Annotated in this window: 6 protein-coding genes; all 6 read left to right on the top strand. The window is 39.1% G+C overall.

Translation table 11 applies throughout. From position 1 onward, the window contains the following. Window positions 1-154: 154 nt before the first annotated feature. The 6 genes from H0W62_04270 to H0W62_04245 all read left to right on the top strand — a co-directional run bounded on the left by H0W62_04270 (window position 155) and on the right by H0W62_04245 (window position 10,435). A complete protein-coding gene (locus H0W62_04270; GenBank protein ID MBA3647756.1) occupies window positions 155-3,298 on the top strand; it encodes a hypothetical protein in 3,144 nt (1,047 codons plus the stop codon). A gap of 153 nt (window positions 3,299-3,451) precedes the next feature. After that, the gene (locus H0W62_04265; protein ID MBA3647755.1) at window positions 3,452-4,234 is read left to right on the top strand and encodes a tetratricopeptide repeat protein; all 783 of its coding nucleotides are present in this window, start codon (window positions 3,452-3,454) and stop codon (window positions 4,232-4,234) included. After that, a complete protein-coding gene (locus tag H0W62_04260) occupies window positions 4,168-5,343 on the top strand; it encodes a tetratricopeptide repeat protein (GenBank protein ID MBA3647754.1) in 1,176 nt (391 codons plus the stop codon). The genes H0W62_04265 and H0W62_04260 overlap by 67 nt, the downstream gene beginning before the upstream one ends. Before the next feature lie 58 nt (window positions 5,344-5,401). After that, on the top strand, window positions 5,402-6,052 hold the full coding sequence (locus H0W62_04255; GenBank protein ID MBA3647753.1) for a response regulator transcription factor: 651 nt from the start codon (window positions 5,402-5,404) through the stop codon (window positions 6,050-6,052). 167 nt (window positions 6,053-6,219) lie between these two features. Further along, window positions 6,220-8,331, top strand: a complete 2,112-nt coding sequence (locus H0W62_04250) for a T9SS type A sorting domain-containing protein (GenBank protein MBA3647752.1) — start codon at window positions 6,220-6,222, stop codon at window positions 8,329-8,331. A gap of 10 nt (window positions 8,332-8,341) precedes the next feature. Next, entirely contained in the window at window positions 8,342-10,435 is a 2,094-nt protein-coding gene (locus H0W62_04245; protein MBA3647751.1) for a T9SS type A sorting domain-containing protein, read from the top strand. Window positions 10,436-11,099: the final 664 nt, after the last annotated feature.

The following is an 11,099-nucleotide window of genomic DNA, read 5'->3' as shown; positions in this document are numbered from 1 at the left end:
CTAGCTTCACAGGGAAACGAAAGAAAATTGGCACAGACTTGCGTGATGAAGGGAACTGGAATGCTAACTTGCCAGAATTGGTTTCCTGTTTAATACATTTACTTCTTCCCTTTCCTGAAATAAATTATAATTTATTCTCAATTGCATGACAATTTTGAAAAAAATATTGCTATTTGAACTTCTTTTTTATTTCTTAATCACTCCTCCTCTTTATTCTCAAAATTTTAATCTTAACTTCCAACATCTTACCACTGAAGATGGTCTATCTCAAAACAGCGTCTATTGCATCACGCAGGACAGTTTGGGATTCATGTGGGTTGGAACGCAAAATGGATTGAACCGTTATGACGGGCAGCATTTCAAAATTTTCAAGCATGAGGATTCTGTAAACTCCTTGACTTCGGGAGCAATTCGTTGTTTATATTCTGATCATCATAATCACTTATGGATTGGAACAGATGGCGGCGGACTGGATATGCTGGATTTGGTGTCTGAAAAATTCACTCATTATATTCATGATTCATTAAATCCTAATTCTGTCTCCAGCAACAAGCTGCTTTGTCTGATGGGAGATCATGAAGGAAAAATTTGGATTGGCACGAATGGCGGTGGACTTAATATATTTGATCCATCCACAAAACAGTTTAAATGTTATGTTCTCGACCCGAAGAATGCGCACGCACGAGCAAATTATGTAAAATGTTTCTGCAAAGACAAAAATAAAACAGTCTGGATAGGTACACTTGGTGGTGGACTTTACTCATTTGACCTTCTCAACAAAAATTTTACTTACCATCCTTATAAGGCAACTGACCCAAATGGTGCTCATCATGGTTGGGTACAGGCACTTTTCGAGGACGACTCCGGCGTTTTATGGACAGGAGGCTTAGGTGGCGGCCTCGATTCTTATAATAAGGAGACGGGTATATTTACCTGTTATTCAAAATCTTTTGAAGATAGCACTTCGCAGAATGAAAATTTAATAAATTGTATTTTCCAGGACGATAAGAAATTGTTTTGGCTTGGTTCACTCGGAGCCGGGCTTTCGCTCTTCAATGAAAAAACCGGTAAAGTACATTGGTATAACAGTAATGAGAATGATAATTACTCTATCAGCGATAATTACATAACGTGCATTTTTACAAACCATTCTAAAAGCCAGCTTTGGATCGGTACATACAATGCTGGAATAAACATCGTAAATCTCAATTGTGAGAATTTTTTCACTTTTAATTATAGCTCAACCGATAAATATTCGCTGCCCGATGAGTCCATTGTTTGTTTTGGACAGGATAAAAAGAAAAATATCCTGATTGGTACTGAAGAGGGAAGCTTGATTTCTCTGAATAAATATACGGGATCATTCATCAATTATACTAAAGATCCCGCTGTTGCTTCTGTTCTGCAAGGGTTGCAAATTAATTCGATTCAGGAAATTAGAGATGATGACTTGATGGTTGCGACACGCGGTAAAGGGTTGATATTTTTTGACCCTTTGTCAAAAAAAATAAAGTCATATTTACCTGCCCCATTTGATCTCACCCTATCTGAGGACAACGATATTGCTAATGCATACGAAGATAATCAGGGAACAATTTGGATAAGCATTGGCTTAAAAGGAATTAAAACCTTTGATTACATCACAGGAAAATTCAGCCGTTATCATAATGATTCATCGTCTTTAAAAATCTTCAACAATTCCGACGTCAGTCATTTTTATGAAAATGCTGAGGGGCTATTGTGCTTCGATGATCAAAGCGGAGTGTATACCTACAACTGGGAAACCGATGAACTGATTAATTTATTTCCCCAACACACTGAACAATTTTCTCATCAACTTTTATTTTTGAGCGGGCATTCAGAGGATTCTCATCGTATCCTTTGGATCGGCGGTTATACCAAAGGTCTCATCGGGCTTCCCAAAGAAGGAAAAAAAAATTTTCTAATCAGTAAAGAAGATGGTTTACCTGGCGACTACGTGCATGACGTGATTGCTGATAAAAATGGAAATCTATGGGTGGAAACCAATGCCGGCTTATGCAGAATCATCACCGATTCCTTGTATGCTTCATATCAGGAAAATGCTTACACATCATTTCCGTCAAACAAAAATTTCATTCAGGTTTTTAATATAAAAAATGGCTGCCCGGGAAATGAAATAACAGGTGCTTCTCTTATGGACAGTGACGGATGGATCTATTTTGTCTATGAAAAGGGCTTAATGATGTTTGATCCGAATTCATTCCCAATCAGCTTTCATCCATCTCCCATTATTCTTTCCGATTTCAAAATATTCGGGAAAGATTACGCCTCCGATACATCCATCAGCTACAAACGACAGATTGATTTGAATTACCAACAAAATTTTGTCTCCTTTAATTTTGCATCACTGGATTACATATCTCCTGAAAGATATCAATACGCCTATAAACTCGATGGCTTAGACAAGAATTGGAACTTCTGTGGCAACAGAACCTTTGCCAACTATACGAATCTAAACCCCGGTAACTACACATTGCATGTTATCGGTACAAATCATGATGGCGTATGGAATATTGACGGCGCTACCGAGCACATTTTTATTTTTCCCCCATTTTGGAGAACATGGTGGTTTTATACACTATGCCTGATTCTTTTCTGTGGAATGCTTTATGGGATTTATTATTACCGCCTCCAGCAGATTTTGAAACTACAACACGTGAGAAACAAAATCGCCAGCGACCTTCACGACGATATCGGCAGCACACTCAGCAGCATCGTCATTTACAGTGAATTGGCGAATGAAGAAGTAAAAGATAAATCCAAAAAAGCTTCCTCACTTCTCGAAACCATCAATGAGAATTCGCGCACAACCATCGAAGCAATGAGCGACATCGTATGGGCAATCAACCCGAAGAACGACCGCTTCGAAAATATTCTTCAGCGCATGCGAACCTTTGCATCAGGGATTCTCGAGGCAAAGAATATTGATCTAAAGTTTGATGCCTCCCCTTCCCTGCCGGGTTTGAAATTGTCAATGGAAAAAAGAAAAAATCTGTACCTCGTCTTTAAGGAAGCTGTAAACAACATTGCAAAATATTCTTCATCTAAGACTTGCACAATTAAATTGTGGCTTGAAGGAAAAATACTTAACATCAAAATTGAAGATGATGGAATAGGCTTCGATCTGAATGATTACGCCGCAGGCAATGGATTGGTGAGCATGAAAAGGCGCAGCGAGGAGATGAAGGGTGACCTCAACATCCAGTCAATAAAAGGAAAAGGAACTACAATTCATCTTTCATGTTCCGCTACATGATTATGAACTTTCCTAATAAGAATTTAGGAAAGTCCTTTATAGCCGTTGCCGTGGATGTGCACAGGTTTGGTAATCTACTCATTTGAGTTTCTAAATTTATTTCTGCATATTTCCTGTTAGACAATCTGTTTTAAAAGAGAAAACTTTTACGCAATGAATAAATTTTTTTTGATCATCAGCATTTGTGTTGCATCATTTTCGGGGATGGCCCAACAGAGTAAAATTGATTCGCTCAAGCAAGTGTTGGAAACAGCAACTGAAGACACGAGCAAAGTAAAGATATTAAACGCTCTGGCTCGTAAATTTTGGAAAATGGGAGACTACGCTCAGGCAAAGAAATATGGTAACAATGCTTTAGCCCTCTCTGAAAAAATAACTTTTAGAATTGGCGAAGCCGACGCTCATAACGTCATTGGAGTTATTTATGCCGATCAAGGTAACTATCCGGAATCATTAAAAAATTATTTTGCTTCCCTGCAAATAAGTGAAGAAATCGGAGACAAAAAAAGAATCGCTACTTGTTATGGCAACATCGGCATTATATATGATTATCAAGGCAACTATCCGGAGGCATTGAAAAATTATTTTACCTCCTTGAAAATAGATGAAGAAATCGGAAACAAAAACGGACTTGCAAATAATTACAATAACATCGGGTTTATTTATTACGAGCAGGGCAATACTTCCGAAGCACTAAATAATTACTCTGCTTGCCTAAAAGTTTCTGAAGAAATTGGAGACAAAATCGGGATCGCTGCTTCTTACGGTAATATCGGAATTGCTCATAGAAAACAAGGCAACTATCCTGAAGCACTGCAAAATTATTTTGCTTCTTTGAAAATAAAAGAAGAAATAAGGACAAGAAGGGAATGGCTATCGATTATGTTAATATCGGAAATGTTTATTCTGAGCAAGAAAACTATCCCGAGGGGGTGAAAAATTATTTTGCTTCTTTGAAAATAAGAGAAGAAATCGGAGACAAGGAGGGGATTGCTAATTCCTACATCAGTCTCGGGTTAGTTAATATTAAACTTAAAAAATTTCCAGAGGCAAGAAAGTATTTAGAGGATGCACTCTCAGTTTCAAAAGAAATCGGAGGTAGAAATGATATTAAAGAAGCATATGCAGGTTTGGCAGAGGCGTCTGCAGGGGCGAATGACTACAAAAAAGCTTACGAGTATCACCAGTTGTATTCTGATATGAAAGACACGTTGCTAAATGAAGAAAGCAGCAAGCTAACTGCCCAAATGAAAGAGCAATATGAAAGTGAAAAGAAAGATGCTCAAATTTCTCTGCTTAATAGAGATAACGAGCTTCACACAGAGCAAGTCTGGGTACAACGAATTATCAAAAATGTTCTTATAACCGGTTTCGCCCTGTTCCTCTTTATAGCATTTCTTTTCATCAATCGCTTGCGCCTAAGGCAAACCTTGAAATTGCAAATGATTAGAAATAAAATTGCCGGTGATCTGCATGATGATGTTGGCAGCATGCTTAGCAGCATTGCCATCTATAGCGAACTCGTGAATGAAGAAGTGAAAGAGAAATCTCCGAAAGCATCATCGCTGCTTTATACCATCAATGAGAATGCTCGGGGCACCATCGAATCAATGAGTGATGTGGTGTGGGCAATCAACCCAAAGAATGATCGCTTTGAAAACATACTCCAACGCATGCGCACGTTTGCATCAGGAATTCTCGAGGCAAAAAATATTGATTTAAAGTTTGATGCCTCCTCTTCTCTGCCGGGATTGAAGTTGTCGATGGAAAACAGAAAAAATCTGTATCTCATCTTTAAGGAAGCAGTAAACAACGTAGCAAAATATTCTTCATCTAAGACTTGCACAATTAAATTGAGGCTTGAAGGAAAAATGCTGAAAATGAAAATTGAAGATGATGGCGAGGGCTTTGATTTGAATGATTACACCCCTGGATATGGATTGTTGAGCATGAGAAGACGCAGTGAAGAAATGAAGGGGGATATTAGCATTCAATCAGCGGAAGGAAAAGGAACAACTATTCATCTTTTTTTTCCTGCTACATGAATATGTACTTGATAGATGAAAATCGATAGTAGAATTTTGCAACTTAGAATAACTTGAGATGAATGGACATGTGGTGATTAAAGTATCAATCTTCGAAGACAATAAATCTTTACGCAATGGTTTGTCTCAGCTTATTGAACGCTCACCCGGTTTTGAATTATACGGTGCATATCCGGATTGCAATAACCTGATCAAAGAACTTAATCTCGCCACACCCGATGTAGTGCTGATGGACATTCACATGCCCGGCATTAATGGAATTGAAGGTGTTAAGATGATCCGGGAAAATTTTCCAGATGTAAAAATTCTGATGCAAACGATTTTCGATGAAGATGATATGGTGTTTCAATCCATTTGTGCAGGCGCTTCAGGATATTTGCTTAAGAATACTTCCGGCACAAAATTAATTGAAGCCATTCATGAAGTGATCGCCGGCGGTGCGCCTATGACACCTGTGATTGCAAGCAAAGTGCTGAATTTGTTTCAAAAAAATTCAGCACCCAAGTCCGGTGAAGTATTCATGCTGAATGAAAAAGAAAAACAAGTGCTCTCATTACTTACCCAAGGGCTCAGCTATAAAATGATTGCGGCGGAAATGAATATTACTATTGACGGCGTTCGCTTTTACATTCGCAAAATTTATGAAACACTGCACGTCCATTCTATGACTGAAGCAGTTTCAAAAGCACTGAAACATAAATTGGTTTAATATTCGGCTCCGCATAACGATTGTATAAGCAATGAACAACGAAAAAGAAAGTAGGGACCCTCGGTTTATCCAAATCCGATTTTCGCCCGCTGCAGGCATTACCTCTCACAATGATGGTAATGAATAGTATTTTAGAAAGTATTTAAATAAATATAAATAAACCAAGCATGAAAAATGTATACCGGCAGCAATACCTGAAGTCTTTAAAATTAGTTTCTATCCTCTTCAGTTTCGTTTTGGTATTCTATAGTCAACTGGCGCCCGCGCAATGGACGCAAACTAAGGGACCTCAGGGCGGAAGTGTAACTGCGCTTGCACAAATCGGTACTACCATTTATGCTGGAACTGCCGGAGGTCAGATCTACAGAACTTCTGAATTCGGTAATGGGTGGACAAAAGAAAACAGCGGGCTGTATGGTTATCAAATCAATGCTATTCTTCCAGAGGGAATGTTAGCCGCCACTTATGGTGGGGGAATTTATCTTTCAACTGATTTGGGAATTAACTGGATCGAACGCAACAACGGCTTGGGAAATTTCCATGCGAACACGTTGGTTCAATCCGGCTCAATACTTTTGGTTGGAACAGATTCCGGCATGTATTACTCTTCAGATAATGCCGCAACCTGGAATATCTGCCAATCAGGTTTAACTTCTTCTTCACGCATCAATTCAATACTGCTTTCAGGCACTAAAGTTTTTGCAAGCACTTCCATAGGTGAAATTTTTGTTTCTGATGATAATGGGGTGAACTGGAGTTGGAAGGCAAACCTGCAGGCAGGAATGCAACTCATGTTATCAGATGCAGGTGTGTTGTATGCAGCATATCCGTCTGGAGGTGCACCGATCCGTAAATCAGAGGACGAAGGTTTGACCTGGAGTGTATGGACCTATACTAACTATTTTCCCGTAACGGTGCTAATAAAAAGTGGCTCATCCTTTATAGCAGGTTCGTCTACAGGCGTTCAAATTTCTATTGACAATGGAGTATCGTGGCAACACTACCTCTACTCGTCAGAAACACATGTAAATGCAATCATGATTTCAGGAACAACCCTCTATATGGGTGATTATGCCGGAGCATCCGTTTCTTATGATAATGGTATTAACTGGACTTACTCCAATGTGGGTTTAGTTGCCACCAATTGTTACGCACTTGTTTCAAGTGCTGGTAATTTGTTTTCTGAAGATTATGAGGATCAGGGAGTATTCAGGTCGGAAGATGATGGTGAAACCTGGAGTATGGTAAATGATGGCTTACCCTTGTCATATGACCCATGGTACGGTCTACTGCTAGCCGATGGAAATAATCTTTTTATAAGTAACTACTATAATTTATTTGCCTGGTCGCCATCTTCCTCATCCTGGCTTGCACTTCCTAACACCGGCTTTAATTTTTCTGGAATTGCAATTGACAGCCCTGATATTTATGTTGCCTCTCAGGATTATTATGATCATTATCTGCATCACTCTCCTGACTATGGCACAACCTGGAACAACATCCTGGTTGCGGATACCGTCAATTACATTTCTGATGTGGTATTCTCAAAAAATGAACTGTACGCTCTTACCTGGTCTTCTTTTTATTTTTCCCCTGATAATGGCAATACATTTTTCTCAATCCCTCGGCCCGATTCAGGTCAATTGTTCTACAAAGATCCTCTTTCAATCTTTCTCTCTGACTCTGCACTGTATGCCAATTATTTTAATGCTTACACGAGTGCGGCTTTTCGCTCCGCTGATCATGGCACTTCATGGAATCAAATTGGGAAAGGTGTATTCACTTACGTCTACGACATGAAATTTTCGGGAGCAAGCATTTTTGCAGCTACGGATTCAGGAGTGTTTTTATCGGCTGATGAAGGAACATCATGGATTTCTGTAAATGAAGGACTACCGGAAACGGATGTCCGTCATCTTGAAATACAGGAAACGAAAATCTATGCAACCACTATGGGCCAGGGAATATGGCAACGATCTCTTCAGAGTATTCTCAGTATTCCTGATATTGCAGGAGATAATTTCAACTTTTCTATTTATCCCAATCCATTTCAGCAGGCAACCTTAACGCATTACACACTCAAAGGAAGTTCTATTATATCTCTCGAAGTCTATAATTTCCTTGGACAAAAAGTTAAAACGATTTTGCAAAATGAAAGCCAGGTTGCTGGAGAGCATCAGTATCCATTCAGCGGAAATAGTGAAGGGATTTATTTCATTAAGATGATAGTGGATGGAAAAATCTTCTCTAAAAAAATTATTCAGCTAAAATATCCATAACAAAAACGATATGAAAAAATTTCAACGGCATTACATCGGGAGTCGAAAATTATTTACTCTCTTCTCCGGCTTCCTTATGCTACTCCATATTCAAATGGCAACCGCGCAATGGACCCAAACTAGGGGACCTCAGGGTGGAAGTGTAACTGCGCTTGCACAAATCGGTACTACCATTTATGCCGGAACCGCGGGAGGTCAGATTTACAGCGTATCAGGATTCGGAAATGAATGGGTAAAAGAAAACAGCGGATTGCCGTATTATAAAATCAACGCTATTCTTCCCGCAGGAATGTTCGCTGCCACCTATGGCGGCGGAATTTATCTTTCAACTGATTTAGGTATCAACTGGACTGAGAGCAATAGCGGATTGGGGAATTTAAATGTGAACACCTTGGTTCAATCCGGCACCATGCTGTTGGCAGGAACAGATTCCGGCATGTATTATTCTTCCGACAATGCCGCAACCTGGAACATCTGTCAATCAGGTTTAACTTCTTCTTCACGCATCAATTCAACATTGCTTTCAGGAAGTGAGGTTTATGCAAGCACTATTGCAGGTGCAATTTTTTCTTCAAATGACAACGGCATTAATTGGAATTTGAAGGGGAATATTTTGGCGTACTCACATCTTGTGCTATCAGATTCAGATACTTTGTACGAGGAAAATTTTGGGCTTATCCGTGAATCCGATGATGGGGGCGTAACCTGGAATTTTTGGAGCCATCTTAACAATTATGAATACGTGACGGCAATGATAAAAACTGGTTCATCATTCATCGCAGGCTCGCCAACAGGAGTTCAGATTTCTACAGACAATGGAACCTCGTGGCAGCACTCAACTGATAAATATGTTTTTGCTCTCATGCTCTCAGGAGCAAACCTTTTCATGGGTGATGTTGCCGGCGTGTCAATTTCCTATGATAATGGGCTTAACTGGACTTACTCCAATGAGGGATTAGTTGCATCAGGTTGTAATGCACTCGCCTGGAGTGGGGGTGATTTGTTCACTGAAGATTATGAAACCAAAGGTGTAATCAGGTCAGAAGATGATGGTGCAAGCTGGAGCATAGCAAATGATGGCTTAGTTTTTACTCCTGATCCATGGTACGGTAACTTGATTACTGATGGAAACAACCTTTTTCTTTTCAACTATTACGACTGGTTTAAATGGTCGCCGTTTTCTTCATCGTGGTCTGAGCTTCCAAACCCGGGCTTCTCTTTCGGATTTATAGCACTTGACAGCCCGGACATCTATGTTGTGCCCGGTGATTCTTATGATCCTTATCTGTATCATTCTTCTGACTATGGAGTAACATGGGAAAATATCCTAATTACAGATTCTTTGGATCACATTTATGAGGTTTCTGTCCTAAACGGCGAAGTGTATACTATTGTTCATTCCCCCAATTATACCAACAATATTTATTACTCTTCTGATAACGGTTCTACATTTAGCGCTACCAATCTCCCGCTTGATTCATTCGCAATTCCTTGTTGTCTTTTCCTATCTGACTCTGCGCTTTATGTCCGCTATTTCGATGGCGGCACCATCACAGAGCTTCGTTCTTTGGATCAAGGAGCTACATGGGATCAAATTGGGCAGGGGGTATTCAATTTCGTATGGGATCTAAAATTTTCCGGAACAAACATTTTTGCAGCAACTGACTCAGGCGTTTTATTATCCAATGATAAGGGCGATACCTGGACTTCTGTAAATGATGGATTATCGAATTTGAAAGTGTATTCACTTGCTTTAAGCAGTACGGAAATTTATGCACCCACTTACGGCGCAGGGGTTTGGAAGCGGCCACTTCAGAATATTCTCAGTGCTCCGGATGTTGAAGCAGATGCTTTTTCCTTTTCTATTTATCCCAATCCCTTTCAACGGTCAACAACACTGCATTACAAACTTCAAAAAAATTCTACTGTCTCACTCGAAGTTTTTGACCTCTTCGGACAAAAAGTAAAAATGATTTTGCGAAATGAAAGTCAAATTGCTGGAGAGTATCAGTATTCATTCAGCGGAAATAGTGAAGGGATTTATTTCGTAAGGATGATAGTGGATGGAATAATTTTCTCTAAGAAAATTATTCAAGTTCGATAGCTCTTTATTCGAAAGGACTGTATTATCTTTTAAATCTTTGGAAATCACTTCCCTTATTTTCAAGAGAAGAGAATCTTTGGATTAGGTTCACAATGACGTGAGAAATTCTGCTGCCTTTTCCTCTTGAACTAAAATATGAAGTGATTTGCAGCAGACTTGAATTAATTAACAGGGGTCGCTTTTATATCGAAAAAATTCTGAGAATCTTCACGTTCATTCATGACTGAAGACATTTGAAAGCCATCACTCAGAAGATTCTAACCTCTGGTTACACAGCTAAAACTCTGAAAAGCCCCTCTTTCTCAATTTCAAGTTTCACTAAGTACTTACCTATTATCACTTCTTGCACTTGAATCAGGGATACTCATTGTCCCCTGCAAATCATTCTGTTTCGGTTATGCAATTTCAGTCCCCTGCCAGTAAATGAGTATGAGATGTTAGAATAAACAGGTTGATTTCATGCCTTTTATTCTGAAGTGGTACTTGCTGATTAAAGTCGAAGTCTTTTGAAGAGAAGATTTCGACTTTTAATGTTGGATAGTTTATTATTCATTTTGAATTTGTCTCATACTCTGATTAGAGCTTACAATCGTGAGATTTTATCTAACCATTTAAAGCTTTAATAAACTTAAGTCTGCTCTTACTACCACATCATGCACTTGAC

This window comes from Chitinophagales bacterium, from assembly GCA_013816805.1.
In the GTDB taxonomy this organism is placed as follows: Bacteria; Bacteroidota; Bacteroidia; order Chitinophagales; family UBA10324; genus MGR-bin340.
This window is presented reverse-complemented; position numbering and strand designations above follow the sequence as displayed.